At 65.3% G+C, this 15,952-nt stretch carries 14 protein-coding genes; 13 read left to right on the top strand and 1 reads right to left on the bottom strand.

All coding sequences use genetic code 11. The features are described from left to right. Positions 1–51 precede the first annotated feature (51 nt). The 7 genes from QA645_RS00185 to trmB all read left to right on the top strand — a co-directional run bounded on the left by QA645_RS00185 (position 52) and on the right by trmB (position 6,943). Positions 52–1,047: a PhoH family protein gene (locus tag QA645_RS00185; protein WP_254127130.1), complete on the top strand. Its 996-nt coding sequence runs from the start codon at positions 52–54 to the stop codon at positions 1,045–1,047. Between the two features lie 82 nt (positions 1,048–1,129). Further along, on the top strand, positions 1,130–1,618 hold the full coding sequence (gene ybeY / locus QA645_RS00190; RefSeq protein ID WP_283047379.1) for an rRNA maturation RNase YbeY: 489 nt from the start codon (positions 1,130–1,132) through the stop codon (positions 1,616–1,618). A gap of 1 nt (position 1,619) precedes the next feature. After that, a complete protein-coding gene (locus QA645_RS00195; protein WP_254127132.1) occupies positions 1,620–2,738 on the top strand; it encodes a hemolysin family protein in 1,119 nt (372 codons plus the stop codon). Continuing rightward, positions 2,735–4,348, top strand: a complete 1,614-nt coding sequence (lnt, locus tag QA645_RS00200) for an apolipoprotein N-acyltransferase (RefSeq protein ID WP_283047380.1) — start codon at positions 2,735–2,737, stop codon at positions 4,346–4,348. Before QA645_RS00195 ends, lnt begins: the two co-directional genes overlap by 4 nt. A gap of 231 nt (positions 4,349–4,579) precedes the next feature. Beyond that, positions 4,580–4,993, top strand: coding sequence for a helix-turn-helix transcriptional regulator (locus tag QA645_RS00205; RefSeq protein WP_057746952.1), 414 nt, complete (start codon positions 4,580–4,582; stop codon positions 4,991–4,993). An 85-nt stretch (positions 4,994–5,078) separates the two neighbouring features. Beyond that, positions 5,079–6,236, top strand: coding sequence for a M20 family metallopeptidase (locus QA645_RS00210; RefSeq protein ID WP_283053615.1), 1,158 nt, complete (start codon positions 5,079–5,081; stop codon positions 6,234–6,236). After that, positions 6,233–6,943 carry a tRNA (guanosine(46)-N7)-methyltransferase TrmB gene (gene trmB / locus QA645_RS00215; protein ID WP_283047381.1) on the top strand — a complete coding sequence of 237 codons (711 nt, stop codon included), beginning with the start codon at positions 6,233–6,235 and terminating at the stop codon, positions 6,941–6,943. The genes QA645_RS00210 and trmB overlap by 4 nt, the downstream gene beginning before the upstream one ends. On the opposite strand, the gene QA645_RS00220 is transcribed toward trmB, so the two are convergent. Continuing rightward, entirely contained in the window at positions 6,940–8,022 is a 1,083-nt protein-coding gene (locus QA645_RS00220; protein ID WP_254127145.1) for a DUF2336 domain-containing protein, read from the bottom strand. The two genes, trmB and QA645_RS00220, sit on opposite strands and share 4 nt — an antisense overlap. A gap of 392 nt (positions 8,023–8,414) precedes the next feature. Between QA645_RS00220 and rimP the strand changes: the two genes are divergently transcribed. From rimP to truB, 6 genes are all read left to right on the top strand, one after another. Further along, entirely contained in the window at positions 8,415–9,176 is a 762-nt protein-coding gene (rimP, locus tag QA645_RS00225) for a ribosome maturation factor RimP (RefSeq protein ID WP_254127147.1), read from the top strand. A 2-nt stretch (positions 9,177–9,178) separates the two neighbouring features. Further along, positions 9,179–10,789: a transcription termination factor NusA gene (nusA, locus tag QA645_RS00230; protein WP_254127149.1), complete on the top strand. Its 1,611-nt coding sequence runs from the start codon at positions 9,179–9,181 to the stop codon at positions 10,787–10,789. A 23-nt stretch (positions 10,790–10,812) separates the two neighbouring features. Continuing rightward, on the top strand, positions 10,813–11,496 hold the full coding sequence (locus QA645_RS00235) for an RNA-binding protein (protein ID WP_254127151.1): 684 nt from the start codon (positions 10,813–10,815) through the stop codon (positions 11,494–11,496). Positions 11,497–11,565: 69 nt separating this feature from the next. After that, complete coding sequence (gene infB / locus QA645_RS00240) at positions 11,566–14,247, top strand: translation initiation factor IF-2 (protein ID WP_254127153.1); 2,682 nt, start codon at positions 11,566–11,568, stop codon at positions 14,245–14,247. A gap of 156 nt (positions 14,248–14,403) precedes the next feature. After that, entirely contained in the window at positions 14,404–14,835 is a 432-nt protein-coding gene (gene rbfA / locus QA645_RS00245; protein ID WP_212328080.1) for a 30S ribosome-binding factor RbfA, read from the top strand. Beyond that, positions 14,832–15,950 (top strand): tRNA pseudouridine(55) synthase TruB, encoded by a 1,119-nt coding sequence (gene truB / locus QA645_RS00250; RefSeq protein ID WP_254127155.1) that lies wholly within the window; start codon positions 14,832–14,834, stop codon positions 15,948–15,950. Before rbfA ends, truB begins: the two co-directional genes overlap by 4 nt. Positions 15,951–15,952 lie beyond the last annotated feature (2 nt).

Consider the following 15,952-nt stretch of genomic DNA (forward strand, 5'->3'; position numbering starts at 1 on the left):
AGCGCATCGGATTCGTCTTCTATCGCTCCCAGCCGCAAATTTGACCGCGACATGCAAGTTCCGCCCGAGACCCAGGTCGTCATAGACTTCGACGACAACCGCGCCGCATCCGCGCTGGTCGGCCCTTATGGCCAGAACCTGGCGCAGATCGAACGGCGGCTCGGCGTCGTGGTGGACTCCAAGGGCAATCACATCACCATCGGCGGCACCCGCGACGGCTGCGACGCAGCGCGCCGCGTGCTGGAGACGCTCTACGCGCACGCCGTGAAGGGGCAGGATGTCGACCAGGGCGAGGTCGAAGGCGCGATCCGCGCCGTCATCGCCCAGGGCTCCCTGTTCGAGTTCGACGCCAAGTCGGCGAAGTCGGCCTTCGACAGCATCAATCTGCGCAAACGCCCGGTGCGCGCACGCACGGCCGCGCAGGACTCCTACATCCGCGCGCTGAAGCGCCATGAGCTCGTGTTCGGCATCGGCCCCGCCGGCACCGGCAAGACCTGGCTCGCGGTCGCGCATGCCGCGCAATTGTTCGAGCGCAAGGAGGTCGACAAGATCATCCTGTCGCGTCCGGCGGTCGAAGCCGGCGAGCGGCTCGGCTTCCTGCCCGGCGACCTTCGCGAGAAGGTCGATCCCTATCTGCGCCCGATCTACGACGCGCTTTATGACCTGATGGATGCGCGCATCGTCGAGCGCGCACTGCAGACCGGCGAGATCGAGATCGCGCCGCTCGCCTTCATGCGCGGCCGCACGCTGACCAACGCCGCGATCATCCTCGACGAGGCGCAGAACACGACGTCGATGCAGATGAAGATGTTCCTGACCCGTCTTGGCGAGAACAGCCGCATGATCGTGACAGGCGATCCCTCGCAGATCGATTTGCCGAACGGCCAGACCTCGGGTCTGGCGGAGGCGACGCGCCTGCTCGATGGCGTCGAAGGCATTGCGCAAGTTCATTTCAAAGCCGAGGACGTGATCCGCCACGAGCTCGTGGCGCGGATCGTCTCTGCCTATGAAGGGCAGCCGCAGCGGCCGGCCGCCGGTAAATCCTGACGGGACAACAGCCGGACCCGACGGGCGCGGACGAAGCGCCCTTTCGTTCCGAACAAAGACAATGTCACATCCCAATCTTCCCATGACCGAGGTCCTCGTCGTCGCCGATTGCTGGCAAGGCGAACCTGACGCCGAAGCCGTGATCCAGCGCGCCGTTGCGGCCGCCGCCGAATCCGTCGACGAAGACGTTGCCGACGCGGAAGTGGCTGTGATGCTGACCGATGATGCCGGCATCCGCACGCTGAACAGCAACTGGCGCGGCATGGACAAGCCGACCAACGTGCTGTCATTCCCCGCGCTCCAGCCGGAGGGCGAATGGAAGCCGGGCGATGCGCCGCGCATGCTCGGCGACATCGCGATCGCCTACGAGACCATGCGGCGCGAGGCGGACGAGGAACACAAGCCGTTCGATCATCATTTGAGCCATCTCGCGGTGCATGGTTTCCTGCATCTGATCGGCTACGATCACGAGAACGACGACGACGCTGAAGAGATGGAAGCGCTCGAAACCGAGATCCTGGCTCACCTCGGCATCCCCGATCCCTATGCAGACCGCGCGGGGACGCACTGAGATGCCGGATTCAGAGCCTACTCACGACAATCCGCGCAACACGGCCAATCTGCCGGCCGTGGTCGCGCCCGGCGAAGTGCTGCGTCCGACGGCGGACGGCTGGCTGCTGCGCGCCATCCGCACGCTGTTCGGCTGGAAGGCGGGATCGGTGCGCGACGATCTCCAGGTCGTGCTCGATGCGACCACGCCCGACGACACCGGCTTCTCCGCGGTCGAGCGCACCATGCTGCGCAACATCCTCGGCCTGCACGAGCGCCGCATCGCCGACGTCATGGTGCATCGTGCCGACATCATCGCGGTGAAGCGCGACATCCCGCTCGGCGAATTGATGGACCGCTTCGAGAGCGCCGGCCACTCGCGCCTCGTGGTCTACAACGAGACGCTCGACGACCCCGTCGGCATCGTCCACATCCGCGACCTGCTCGCCTTCATGACCGTGCGTGCGCGCGTGTCGGAGGCCACCAAGACCAAGCGCAAGAAGCCGCTGCCGGCCGGGCTCGATTTGCGCGCCGTCGATCTCGCATTGCCGCTGCACGACGCGCGCATCATCCGCAAACTGCTCTATGTGCCGCCGTCGATGCGGGCGATCGACCTGCTCGCGCAGATGCAGGCGACGCGCGTTCACCTGGCGCTGGTCGTCGACGAATATGGCGGCAGCGACGGGCTGGTGTCGCTCGAGGATATCGTCGAGCAGATCGTCGGCGAAATCGACGACGAGCATGACAGCGACGAGCCGCCGTCGATCGTGCGGCTGCCCGACAACGCCTTCATCGCCGATGCCCGCGCCAGCCTCGACGACGTGCGCACCGTGATCGGCGAGGACTTCGTCACCGGCGAGGCCGGCGAGGAAGTCGAGACGCTCGGCGGCTACCTCGTCAGCTTCGTCGGGCGCCTGCCGGTGCGCGGCGAGGTGATCTCGGGCCCGGGCCATTACGAGGTCGAGGTGCTCGATGCCGATCCGCGCCGCGTCAAGCGGCTGCGCATCTCGACGCGGAAGGAACGCCCCGCGCCCCGCACCCAGCGCGAGAGCCGCCGCCGCGAGGCCGCGCCCGAGAGCGGCCAGCCGCCGGCCAGCGACACGCCGACCCCGCCGCCAGCCGACGGGACCGGCCCGCAGTGACGGCATTCCAACGACTTCGACAGATTGCGCTTGCCATCATCCTGACCTGGGGATGGAAGCGCGCGCTGCTGGCCATGGCGTGTGGTGCGCTGTCGGTGCTGGCGCTGGCCCCGTTCAATTTCTTTCCGGTGCTGTTCATCACCTTTCCCGTGATGGTCTGGCTGATCGATGGCGCCGGGGCCGGGCGGTATGGCGGCGTCCCCGCTGCCGCGCTGACCGGCTACTGGTTCGGGCTCGGCTATTTCGTCCCCGGCCTCTACTGGATCGGCATCGCCTTCTTCGTCGACGCCGATGTGTTCGCCTGGCTGACGCCGTTCGCCGTGCTGGGCCTGCCGGCCTATCTCTCCATTTTCACCGCGATCGGCTTCGCGCTGGCGCGCCTGCTCTGGACCAAGGATGCCACCCGCATTCTCGCGCTCGCGGCAAGCCTTACCGTCGGCGAATGGTTGCGCGGACACGTGCTCACGGGCTTCCCCTGGAACGCGTTCGGTTATGCGCTGTCGGAGCCGCTGGCGCTGGCGCAGACCGCCTCGCTGATCGGCCAGTGGGGCATGACGTTCCTCACGGTTGCGATCTTCGCGAGCCCTGCGGTGCTGATCGACCGCACACGCGATCGTCGCCTCGCCTGGCGCGTGCCGGCGGCGGCCGTTGCGCTGCTGGTCGTGATGGGACTCTTCGGCGCCATCCGCATGGCGCTGCATCCGACCACGATGGTTGCGGGTACCAAATTGCGCCTGATGCAACCGAACCTGCAGCAGGACCTGAAGTTCAACTACTCCGCCAAGGCGGAGGTCATGAAGAAATATCTTGCGCTGTCGGACCGCGCCTCCGGACCGCAATCAACCGGCGTGAGCGCGGCCACGATTCTGATCTGGCCGGAATCCGCCTTTCCGTTCTTCCTGACCCGCGAAGCCGACGCGATGGCTGAGATCGCCGAACTGCTGCCCAAGGGCACTGTACTGATCACCGGATCGGTTCGCGCCCCCGATGTGCCGCCGGGCACGCCGATCACGCGGGCCTACAATTCGATCTACGTGATCGATCACGACGGCAGCGTGCTCGCGGTCTACGACAAGCTGCACCTCGTTCCGTTCGGCGAATTCCTTCCCTACCAGGGGCTGATGGAGAAGCTCGGCTTCGAGCAACTGACGCGGATGCGCGGCGGCTTCATTCCCGGCACGGTGCGCCACGTGCTGCCGATACCGGGGGCACCGTCCGCGCTGCCGTCGATCTGCTACGAGGCGATTTTCCCCGGTGAAGTCGGGACGCGCGACGAGCGCCCGGGCTGGATGGTGAACCTCACCAATGACGGCTGGTTCGGCATCTCGACCGGTCCGTACCAACATCTGGAGCAGGCGCGGATGCGCGCCATCGAGCTCGGACTGCCGCTGGTCCGCTCCGCCAATACCGGCATCTCGGCCGTAGTCGATCCTGTCGGACGCACGGTGGCCAGCCTCGGTCTAGGCATCGAAGGCATTTTGGATGCAAGCCTGCCGACCGCAATCCCGCCCACCATCTATGCGAGAGTCGGTGACATCCCCGCAGCCATGCTCGTCGCGCTGGCTGTGATTTTGGCGGTGCGACGGCGTGTTGCCAAACGGCACCCCTGATCGCGCGGTCGCTAGCGGTTTCCGGCGAGGCGGCCGGAAACTTTTGACAACCGCAGTCCCACGGTTGACAGACTGCACGCGGGCTCCCCATTCTGCACCGGCTGCACAAGACAGCGGTGCATTGCTAAATTTCTCCGCAATGTTTCCCCAATCAGGGTGAAGTTTTGACGTCGCTGTCACCTGAGGCAATACATTCATTGCGCCGACGGTGGTGTTTGGAGGGCTGAGGAAATGTCGAAAGCGCCCAACCCTGTTGACAAATATGTCGGCAGTCGCGTGCGCATGCGCCGCATCATGTTGGGCATGAGTCAGGAGAAGCTCGGTGAAGCTTTGGGCCTGACTTTCCAGCAGATTCAGAAGTACGAGAAGGGCACGAACCGCGTCGGCGCGAGCCGAATCCAGCAGATCGCCGAGATTCTGCAGGTGCCGGTGTCGTTCCTGTTCGAGGGCGGACCGAGCGGCGTCGCCGGCCCCGACGGCTTCGCGGAAGGTGCATCGCCCTCTTACGTCTCCGACTTCCTCGCGACCTCCGAAGGGCTCGCGCTGACCAAGGCGTTCACCCGAATCACCGATTCGAAGCTGCGCCGTTCGATCGTCGATCTCGTCGAGCAGATCGCCGCCCGCGAAGGCCCGGACAAGCGCTGAGGCGCCAACTCATTCCGATTTGAGACTGCGCCAAATCTGGCCTATGTCGTCATTTGCGGGTGCGCTTTGCGTCGCCTCCGCCAAGATGATGCGATTCGAAGGCACAGATACGTTCATGGCGAACTCCAACTCGTTCGATTCCCAAACTATTCTCGCTGGTATCCGCCGCTGGGTGGAGATCGAGACGCCGACGGAAGTGCCTGACCAGGTCAACCGGCTGGTCTCCGTGGTTGCCGATCATTACCGCGATCTGCCCGTCACGCTCGAACGCGTCGCCGGCGTTGATGGCTGCGGCGATCATCTCGTGGTGCGTTCGACCTGGGGTCAGGACCGGCCCGGTATCCTGGTGCTCAGCCATCTCGACACCGTTCATCCCATGGGCTTCATCGAACGTCTGCCGTTCAAGGTCGACGGCGACAGCGCGTTCGGTCCCGGCATCTACGACATGAAGGGCGGCGCCTACATCGCCTATCACGCCTTTCGCGAGCTTTGCGCAAAGCCCGACCGTCCGCCGCTCGGCATCACCCACATGTTCACCTCCGACGAGGAGATCGGCAGCCCGACCTCGCGCGCGCTCATCGAGGCCGAAGGGCGCAAGGCCAAATACGTGCTGGTGACGGAGCCGGCGCGCGACGGCGGCAAGATCGTCACCGGACGCAAGGGCGTCGGGCGATTCAAGGTTTACATCAAGGGAGTGCCCGCCCATGCCGGCTCGCGGCCCGAAGACGGCCGCAGCGCGGTGCGCGAGCTCGCCAACGTCATCCAGACGCTGGAAGCGATGAACGATCTGAAGCGCGGCGTCACCGTCAATGTCGGCGTGGTGCGCGGCGGCACGCGGCCCAACGTCACGCCGGAAGAGGCCTATGCCGAAGTCGACCTGCGCGTGCCGAGCTCCAACGATGCCGACGAATTCGTCGGCAAGATCCTCGGACTGACATCGAAGACCGACGGCGTGACCGTCACCGTCACCGGCGAGCTCAACCGTCCTCCTTACGAGAAGGGCAATGCGGGCGCCTCACTTTACGAGCACGCCAAGGCGCTCGCCGCGGAGCTCGGCTTCGAGCTGATCGACACCCACACCGGCGGCGGCTCGGATGGCAATTTCACCGCGCCGCATACCGGCACGCTCGACGGGCTCGGCGTCGACGGCAAGGGCGCGCACACCCATTATGAGCAGCTCTACGTGTCCTCGCTCGAGCCGCGCGCGCGGCTGCTGCACCGCCTGTACCAGACACTGCGATGAGCGAACGCAAATCAGACCCCGATCGCGCGAACGACGAGCGCGCATTCTTCGGACGGCGCAAGGGCCACAAGCTCAGGCAACACCAGGCCGAGCTGGTCGATCATCTGCTGCCGCATCTTTCGCTCGACATCACGACGGAGAGGCCGGCGAACGCCGCCGAGATCTTCGATCCCACAGCCGAGGATGTACGGCTCGAGATCGGCTTCGGCGGCGGCGAACATCTCGCCGCCGAAGCGCAGAACTTCACGACGACCGGCTTCATCGGCTGCGAGCCCTATGTCAACGGCATGGCCAAGATCCTCGCGCAGATCGAGGCCGCCAACATCGCCAACATCCGCCTGTTCGCCGGCGATGCCGCCGAGCTGCTGGCCTGGCTGCCGGACGCCTCGCTGTCGCGGATCGATCTGATCCACCCCGATCCGTGGCCGAAGCGGCGGCACTGGAAGCGGCGCTTCGTTCAGGACCGCACGATCGTCGCAATGGCACGCGTGCTGAAGCCGGGCGGTGAATTCCGTTTCGTCTGCGACATAGACGATTACTGTGCCTGGACGCTATCGCATCTCGCGCGCGCGCCGGACTTTCAGTGGCTTGCGGAACGCGCCGACGATTTCCGTCAGCCCTGGGAAGGCTACACCATGACGCGCTACGGACGTAAGGCCGCGCGCGAGGGACGCAAGGCGGCGTATTTGCGATTTCGCAGAAGCTAGATCGTTCGGCGGTTGCGCCAGAAATTCACGACGCGCTCGGCGGTCGCCGGCATCAGGCGGGTGAAATTCGTGCGCGCCTGCTCGAGATCGGCATCGGCCGGCATGCGATGCGGCCCGTACCACATCAGGATCAGCGCGCGCACCGTGGGCCAGCCGAGATTCAGGACACGGCCGAGGATCAGGATCGGATCATAGCGGTCGCCCGCGATCAGGCGATCGAGCATCGAAAGCCTGACGCCGGCCATCGCCGAGAGCGTGGCGACCGATTCCTCGTATTTGTGCGCCTTGGCAAAACCAAGCAGCGCGCTTTCGCCGAGATGGCCGCCGCGATGCAGGCCAAGCACCGTGCGTTGCGCGGCGGAGAAATCGCGCCGCGGGCCGGGCGGCAGCGCAGCTTCCTCGATCGAAGCCATGGCGCGCTTGATCTCGACCTGGCGCGCCGGATTGACCACGCTGGACAGGCGACGACGAATGACGTCGAGCGTGCCGTCCAGGAGCTCCTTGAGATGCTCGCCGGAGAGATCTTCGCGCTGGCCGATCTTGAGCGTCAGCACGCCATCCTGGCTCGCGCGCTTGATCAGCTCCGAATAGCCGCCGGGTGAGAAGATCGCGCCGGCGTTGCCGGCGGCACGACGCACCACGTCGCGATCGCCTCGCTCAACCAGCACGTCGGTGATCTCGGCGGACAGGGTCGGCCGTTCCGTCATTGCCAGGAGATGGCCCTGGCCCTTGAGCCGGGCGATCTCGACGAGCGCGGCTTCATCGAGCACCGGAGACCGGCGCAGCACCGGGGCCGCCACCAGGATTTCATTTTCACGCGCGAGCTGGCCGACCAGATGACGCGGCGCGTTGTCCAGCCGCGAGAAGCGCTCGGCGAGATCGACGCGCGAGGCGAGCTCCGCATGCGGGACGAGATCGATCAGGAGATTGTCGAAGAGATCGATGAGCTCTGGACGGAGTCTCGAGGCGTCCTGAAAGAACAGCGCTGCGATCGCGTTTGCGATCTCGCCACGACGCCGGGGATCGCCGCGTTTGACGATATCGTCCAGTCCGGGAATGAGCGACGTGGCAACGGTCATGAAACGCAACTCGAAATCTGGCACGCCGTGGGCGCGCCATAGGCTCAAGCCGCCCCACAACCGGGAAATTTAGGCCCGCTTCATGAAAGAAGCGTTGCTCTTTGGGGCGCCTGTCGGCGCTCCCAGGGGGGCCTGCCGGGGCGCAAAAAGCCCGCATCCGGCTGCGATGGGCCTTGTCCGGGCAGGCGGAAAGGGCTATATCAGCGCCAATTCATCTTCTCATACGATCCGCGTAGTGAGAGTGGGCCCGAAAGGACCCGCTCTTTTTTATTACCTGAACGCGGCTTGGCGGAAGATGCGGCCCGACGGAGTGTCGGGAAAGTTCCGAAGCGGGCTTTGACGTTTTAACCAAGCCTTAACCATCGAGACTATCGAGCGCCTTGACCCCTGCCATGACCGAACCGAACACTGGTTCCACCGATGCCGAGTTGCTTGCCGAGCCGAGGCTCGTGGTCGAGCCGGGCGCGGCGGCGCGGGTGTCTGCGGTCGCCGCTCCCGTGCTCGAGGGCATGGGTTATCGCCTGGTGCGGATCCGCATTTCCGGCGAAGCCGGCTGCACCGTGCAGATCATGGCCGAGCGGCCGGACGGCTCGATGCAGCTCGAGGATTGCGAGGCGATCTCGCGCGCCCTGTCGCCGGTGCTCGACGTCGCCGACCCCATCGATCGCGCCTATCGGCTGGAAATCTCCTCGCCGGGGATCGACCGTCCGCTGGTGCGCCGCTCCGATTTCGAGCGCTATTCCGGCCATCTGGTGAAGATCGACATGGCGGTCGCCCATGAGGGGCGCAAGCGGTTCCGTGGCACCCTCGGTGCCGTCGAAGGCGACCGCGTGCACCTGCATCGCGACGACGCCAAGGCAAGCGACGATGCCGACGTGCTCCTGACGATGGAGGATATCGGCGAGGCACGGTTGGTGCTGACCGATGAGCTGATCGCTGAATCCATGCGCCGCGGCAAGGCCGAGGAGCGCCAGATGCGCAGGGATCTCGGCATTGAGCCGCCGCAGCCGGCGCACGCGAAAATCAGCGAAAAAACCACCAAGAACACCAAGCCGCAAAAGCAAAAGAAGCCGGCCCCGACCAATACCAAGAAACATCGCCTTGCCGCCGAGCGCGCGCGACGCGGCGAGATCGAGCCTGACGAAGGAGATTAGCCATGGCAGTCAGCGCCAATCGACTTGAATTGCTCCAGATCGCCGACGCCGTCGCCCGCGAGAAATCGATCGACCGCGGCATCGTCATCGCGGCGATGGAAGATGCCATCGCCAAGGCTGCGCGGGCCCGTTACGGCAGCGAGACTGACGTTCACGCCGAGATCGACCCGAAGAAGGGCGAGCTGCGGCTGTCGCGCCACATGCTGGTGGTCGACAAGGTCGAAAATCATTCCAACCAGATTTCGCTGGTCGACGCTCAGCGCGCCAATCCCGGCGCCCAGGTCGGCGACACCATTGCCGACACCCTGCCGCCGCTCGAATACGGCCGCATCGCCGCGCAGTCGGCCAAGCAGGTGATCGTGCAGAAGGTGCGCGAGGCCGAGCGTGACCGGCAGTATCAGGAATTCAAGGACCGCATCGGCGACATCGTCAACGGCGTCGTCAAGCGCGTCGAATACGGCAGCGTGATCGTCGATCTCGGCCGCGGCGAAGCGATCATCCGCCGCGACGAGATGCTGCCGCGCGAAGTGTTCCGCAACGGCGACCGCGTCCGCGCCTACATCTTCGACGTCCGCCGCGAGACCCGCGGTCCCCAGATCTTCCTGTCCCGCACCCATCCGCAGTTCATGGCGAAGCTGTTCGCGCAGGAAGTGCCGGAGATCTATGACGGCATCGTCGAGATCAAGGCGGTGGCCCGCGATCCGGGCTCGCGCGCGAAAATCGGCGTGATTTCCCGCGATTCCTCGGTCGATCCGGTCGGCGCCTGCGTCGGTATGCGCGGCTCGCGTGTGCAGGCCGTGGTGAACGAACTGCAGGGCGAGAAGATCGACATCATTCCCTGGTCGCCCGACATCGCGACCTTCGTGGTCAACGCGCTGGCGCCGGCCGAAGTCTCCAAGGTCGTCATCGACGAGGACCGCGAGCGCATCGAGGTCGTGGTGCCCGACACCAACAACCAGCTTTCGCTGGCGATCGGCCGCCGCGGCCAGAACGTCCGCCTCGCCTCGCAGCTCACCGGTTGGGACATCGACATCCTGACCGAGCAGGAGGAATCGGAGCGCCGCCAGGCCGACTTCGAGAACTCCACCCGCGTCTTCATGGAATCGCTCAATGTCGACGAGGTGGTTGGCCAGCTGCTCGCCTCCGAAGGCTTCACCTCGGTCGAGGAACTCGCGATGGTGGACCTCAAGGAGCTCGCCGGGATCGAGGGTTTCGACGAGGAGACCGCACAGGAACTCCAGAACCGCGCCCGCGAATATCTCGATCAGCAGGAAGCCGAGATCGAGGCCCGCCGCAAGGAACTCGGCGTCGAGGACGCCGTGAAGGACGTGCCCGGCGTCACCTCGAAGATGCTGGTGAAGTTCGGCGAGAACGACATCAAGACGGTCGAGGACCTCGCCGGCTGCGCCACCGACGATCTGGTCGGCTGGACCGAGCGCAAGGAAGGCGGCGAGCAGACCAAGTTCGCCGGCGCGCTCGACGGCCTCGGCATCTCGCGCGACGATGCGGAAGCCATGATCATGCAGGCCCGCGTCAAGGCCGGCTGGATCACCGAGGCTGACCTCGCCAAGCCAGCCGAAGAGGCCGACGCGACCGAAGATCAGCCGGCTTAAGGGAAAAGGAGAATGTCGCCCGGATGCTTGCCAGCACTGACACCGACCTTGACCATGGACCGCGGGCCGAAAGGTCCGCGACCATGCGCATGTGCGCTGTCAGCCGCGAGATCCGGCCGATCGACGAGCTGATCCGCTTCGTCGTATCGCCGCAAGGCGACATAGTTCCCGATCTCAAGCGCAAACTGCCCGGACGGGGCATGTGGGTCACGGCATCGCGACGGGTGGTTGCGGAAGCCGTCCGTCGTCACCAATTTACCAAAGCCTTCAAGCGCGACCTGCGCATTCCCCCGACGCTTCCCGACGACATCGATGCGCTCCTGGTTCGGAGCGTGACCGAGGCCCTTGGGATTGCCGCCAAGGCGGGCCAGATCGTTGCCGGCTTCGGCAAGGTCGAGAGCGCCCTGCGGGAAGGTACGGTCGAGGTCCTGATCCACGCCAGCGACGGGGCCGCGGACGGAATCCGCAAATTGGACATGCTGGCGCGTCAAAATGCCGGAAATCGCGGTGCCGAGCCGCAGATTCCCGTCGTTACGGCCCTGAAATCGATAGAATTGGATTTGGCACTTACCCGGTCAAATGTGATACATGCTGCCCTGCTCGCGGGCCCGGCGAGCAAGTCATTCCTGTCACGTAGCCAGATGCTGGTCCGATACCGGATGGCGGACGCTGACAAGACTGCCGAAAAGCCCGGCCAGGATTTCTGAAGATAACGACGACCCGATAAGACGGTGCGGCAACGCACAACACTGATAAATCAGGATTAGGACTGCTGAATGGTTGATACCAAGACCCCTGACGACAAGAAGCTGAGCGTTCCGAGCAAGACGCTATCGCTCAAGCCGCGCGTCGAAACGGGCACTGTGCGCCAGAGCTTCAGCCATGGCCGCAGCAAGCAGGTCGTGGTCGAGAAGCGTGGCAAGCGCCGTATCGACGGCACCCCTGAGCCACAGGCACCGACGGTTGTTGCAAAGCCGGCGCCCGCTGCCCCTGCGCCCGCCCCGTCGCGCCCGGCGCCGCCGCGCAACGCCGGCTCCGGCGTCGTGCTGCGCACGCTGACCGAGGACGAACGTTCCGCTCGCGCCAGCGCGCTCGCGGACGCCAAGGTGCGCGAAGTCGAAGAGCGCCGCCAGGCCGAGGAAGAGGCCCAGCGCCGCTCGGTTCGCGAGGCTGCCGAACGCGCCGAGCGCGAAGCCGCCGAATCCCGCCGCAAGGCCGAGGAGGAGCGTCACCGTCACGAGGACGAAGCCAAGCGCAAGGCCGAGACCGAAGCCAAGAAGCGCTTTGGCGAAGGCGAGCAGCCGGCTGCCGCGCGTCCCGCTGCAGCGGCCGCCCCGGCGACCAGCGCTCCGCGCCCCGCGCCGACCACGGCGCGGCCTGCGGCAACGACGACCGCCCGTCCGGCAACTACCGCGCCGCGGCAGGGTGTCCCAGCAGCTCGTGCGCCCGGTGTCGCAGCCGGCCCCGACGAAGATGACGGTCCGCGCCAGATCCGTCGCGGTCCCGGCGGCGCCGCGCGTCCTGTGGTCGCGCCCAAGCCGACTCATAAGCCTGGCCCGCAGAAGGAGCGCGGCCGACTGACCGTCGTCACCGCGCTCAATGCCGACGAAGTGCGCGAGCGCTCGATCGCCTCGTTCCGCCGCCGCACCCAGCGCCTGAAGGGCCACGTCTCGAACGAGCCGAAGGAAAAGCTGATCCGCGAGGTGATCATTCCGGAAGCGATCACCATTCAGGAGCTCGCCAACCGCATGGCCGAGCGCGCGGTCGACGTCATCCGCATGCTGATGAAGCAGGGCGCGATGCACAAGATCACCGACGTGATCGATGCCGACACCGCGCAGCTGATCGCCGAAGAGCTCGGCCACACCGTCAAGCGCGTTGCCGCGTCCGACGTTGAAGAAGGCCTGTTCGACGCCGTCGACGATTCCACCGACACCGAGACCCGCTCTCCGGTCGTCACCGTCATGGGCCACGTCGACCACGGCAAGACCTCGCTGCTCGACGCGCTCCGCCATGCCAACGTGGTGTCCGGCGAAGCCGGCGGCATCACCCAGCATATCGGCGCCTATCAGGTCGTCTCGCCCGAGAGCGGCAAGAAGATCACCTTCATCGACACGCCCGGCCACGCCGCGTTCACCGCGATGCGCGCCCGCGGCGCCAAGGTCACCGACATCGTCGTGCTGGTGGTCGCGGCCGATGACGGCGTGATGCCGCAGACGATCGAAGCCATCAACCACGCCAAGGCGGCGCGGGTGCCGATCATCGTTGCCATCAACAAGATCGACAAGCCCGATGCCAAGCCCGAGCGCGTGCGCACCGAGCTGCTCCAGCACGAGGTGCAGGTGGAATCGTTCGGCGGCGATGTCGTCGACGTCGAAGTGTCCGCCAAGAACAAGACCAATCTCGACAAGCTGCTCGAGATGATCGCGCTCCAGGCCGAAATCCTCGACCTCAAGACCAATTCGGAGCGTCCGGCCGAAGGCACCGTGATCGAAGCCAAGCTCGATCGCGGCCGTGGCCCGGTCGCGACCGTGCTGGTCCAGCGCGGCACGCTGCGTGTCGGTGACATCATCGTCGCCGGCGCCGAAATGGGCCGTGTCCGCGCGCTGATCTCCGATCAGGGCGAGACGGTGCAGGAAGCCGGTCCCTCGGTGCCGGTCGAAGTGCTCGGCTTCAACGGTCCGCCGGAAGCCGGCGATCGTCTCGCGGTGGTCGAGAACGAAGCCCGCGCCCGCCAGGTCACCAGCTACCGCGCGCACCAGAAGCGCGAGAACGCGGCTGCCTCGATCTCCGGCATGCGCGGCTCGCTCGAGCAGATGATGTCGCAGTTGAAGACGGCGGGCCGCAAGGAATTCCCGCTGATCGTCAAGGCCGACGTGCAGGGCTCCCTGGAAGCGATCCTCGGCTCGCTCGAGAAGCTCGGCACCGACGAAGTCGCCGCCCGCATCCTGCATGCCGGCGTCGGCGGTATCTCGGAATCCGACGTGACGCTCGCGGAAGGCTTCAACGCCGCGATCATCGGCTTCTCGGTCCGTGCGAACAAGGAAGCTGCCGCGGCTGCCAAGCGCAACGGCATCGAGATCCGCTACTACAACATCATCTACGACCTCGTGGACGACGTGAAGAAGGCGATGAGCGGTCTGCTCGCGCCGACCTTGCGCGAAACCATGCTGGGCAACGCCGAGATCCTGGAGATCTTCAACATCTCCAAGGTCGGCAAGGTTGCCGGCTGCCGCGTCACCGACGGCACCGTGGAACGCGGCGCCAATGTGCGCCTGATCCGCGACAACGTCGTCGTGCACGAAGGCAAGCTGTCGACGCTGAAGCGCTTCAAGGACGAAGTGAAGGAAGTCCAGTCCGGTCAGGAATGCGGCATGGCCTTCGAGAACTATCACGACATGCGTGCCGGTGACGTGATCGAGTGTTATCGCGTGGAGACGATCCAGCGCTCCCTGTAAGTCCAAATCTTACCGAAGCGCCCGGATCTTTTTGAACTGAAATAGCGGGAGTGAGATGGCCGGATTTTTTCCGGCCATCCACGCCCCATTCGTTCCAGCAGGACAAATGACAATGCTCGTGTCCCATACGCGGGCACGACGAGGTGATTTTCGACTATGCCGCGCCATCATCAGAAGAAAAGTTCCGCGCCCGGCGGCTCGCAGCGTCAGCTGCGCGTCGGCGAGCAGGTTCGCCACGCGATAGCCGAGATTCTGGCGCAAGGCAGCGTGCATGATGCGGACCTCGAAGGTCACATCATCACCGTGCCGGAGGTGCGGATGTCGCCCGACCTGAAGCTCGCGACAATCTACGTGATGCCGCTTGGTGGCCGCGATACCGAGCTCGTCATCACTGCGCTCGATCGCAACAAGAAATTCCTGCGCGGCGAAGTCGCGCGGCGCGTTAACCTGAAATTTGCACCTGATATTCGTTTCCGCGTCGACGAACGATTCGACGAAGCGGAACGGATCGAGAAGCTTTTGCGAACGCCTGCGGTGCAAAAGGATTTGGAACAGGATCCGGATTCGGATCGGGAAGAAGAGCAATGATGATGGACCCGGCTCACGGCACGATCGGCAGCGACGAGGCCGATACCCGCGACATGCAGCAAAATAATTTTGCAGATGTCGGCGGCAATGCTCAGCCGCATCAGGAGGCGCGTCGGGTCAACAACGATCCGCGCGCGGGCAAGCAGAAGGGCAATCAGCCGCGCCGCGACCGGCGCGACGTGCACGGCTGGGTCGTGCTCGACAAGCCGATCGGGATGACCTCGACGCAGGCCGTTGCCGTGCTCAAGCGTCTGTTCAACGCCAAGCGTGCTGGCCACGCCGGCACGCTCGACCCGCTCGCCTCGGGCGGCCTGCCGATCGCGCTCGGCGAAGCCACCAAGACGGTTCCCTTCGTCATGGACGGCCGCAAGCGCTACCGCTTCACGGTGTGCTGGGGCGCAGAGCGCGACACCGACGACATCGAAGGCCAGGTCACTGCGACCTCGGACCAGCGCCCGACCCGCGAGGCGATCGAAGCCCTGCTGCCCCGTTTCACCGGAGTAATCGAGCAGGTTCCGCCGCGCTATTCGGCGATCAAGGTCCAGGGCGAGCGGGCCTATGACCTCGCGCGCGATGGCGAGGTCGTGGAGCTGGCGCCCCGCCCGGTCGAGATTCATCATTTAACCCTTGTGGATCAACCAGATAACGACCGAGCCGTGTTCGAGGCCGAATGCGGCAAGGGAACCTATGTCCGGGCATTGGCCCGCGATATGGGCCGGATTCTCGGCACTTTCGGCCATATCTGCGCGCTGCGACGGACCCTGGTCGGCCCATTTGGCGAAAATGACATGATTCCGCTGGATCAGCTGGAGGCTTTGTGCGATAGAGCCGCGTCCGGTGAGGGAAGCCTCGCCGACGCGCTGATGCCCGTTGAGACCGCGCTGGACGACATCCCGGCACTGGCCGTCACTCGGGCTGATGCGGCAAGGCTCCACCGGGGCCAGGCCGTTTTGTTGCGCGGACGGGATGCGCCCACAAGTAGCGGCACAGTCTATGTCACGGTGGCAGGCCGTCTTTTGGCGCTTGCTGAAGTCGGCAACGGCGAAATCATCCCCAAGCGTGTGTTCAACCTGACCGGCTTGACTGCCTCAACCGGTCGCAACGAGAGAAATTGACG

Origin of the sequence: Bradyrhizobium sp. CIAT3101 (genome assembly GCF_029714945.1) — a bacterium.
In the GTDB taxonomy this organism is placed as follows: domain Bacteria; phylum Pseudomonadota; class Alphaproteobacteria; order Rhizobiales; family Xanthobacteraceae; genus Bradyrhizobium.